The sequence below is a fragment of the Corallococcus sp. AS-1-12 genome, from assembly GCF_020036995.1.
In the GTDB taxonomy this organism is placed as follows: domain Bacteria; phylum Myxococcota; class Myxococcia; order Myxococcales; family Myxococcaceae; genus Corallococcus.
The window spans coordinates 1-763 of the sequence record NZ_JAIQDD010000109.1; the positions used below are offsets into that span (position 1 = coordinate 1).

Below are 763 nucleotides of genomic sequence, written 5' to 3' on the forward strand. Positions count from 1 at the left end.
GTCAGGACGTCCACCAACGCAGTCCGGCACTGCGCGACTCCTCTGCATTTCGCCATCGACAGTGTGAGTCGGCCGAACACTTCTTGATGGTACTCCGCAGGATGAGGTCCTCGGTGCCCGTTGATCCGGACCAGGTTCGCCGCGTCATCGAGGCTCATTCCCGCCTGCTCGAAGAACGGTTCAAAGAGAGGTGTCCAAGGGCCGCCTGACTGCTCCGACACCTCATTCTTGTCCGTGCAGATGTGATGAACCTCTCCCTCCGGGTCACCCTGAATCCCGCCGCCCCCGGGCCCCATGGCGACGGCCGCCACGGCCGTGGGCGCCAACGTGACGTTGAGCACTCCCGCTGACGACACGGAGATGGACCGCACCTCACCGGCCAGCGCCCGCGACAGTTGGAACCCACCCTCCACCTCCGCCCTCAGCGCCGCCTGCGGGAAGCCCGGCATCCGAGGCCCCTGCGCCGCCATCGCGTTCCTGCCACCCAGCGCCGTCATCGCGACGATGACCAACACCCGCGCCCCGTTGTCCCCCAGGACGCGTCCGAAGCGATGTCCCGCCTCCTTCAGCGAAGCCTCGTCCCGGGCGTCCCGCGACTCATCCATGAGCCGCAAGAAGGCCTGTCCCAGATTCCACACGGGCCCCGTGCCCAGGTACGCGATGAGCGAAGCCGTCAGAGCCACCGCGACCAGCTTGGACACGGGCTCGGGTGCGACCAGCATCACCATCGCGGTGCCAATCATCGCCGTGACCAGGGTCCGCA

At 67.2% G+C, this 763-nt stretch carries 1 protein-coding gene; it reads right to left on the bottom strand.

Features of this window, described 5'->3' with window-relative positions; genetic code table 11:
* On the bottom strand, positions 1-763 hold a 763-nt coding region (locus K8556_RS38930; RefSeq protein WP_223745191.1), incomplete at both ends, for an AHH domain-containing protein.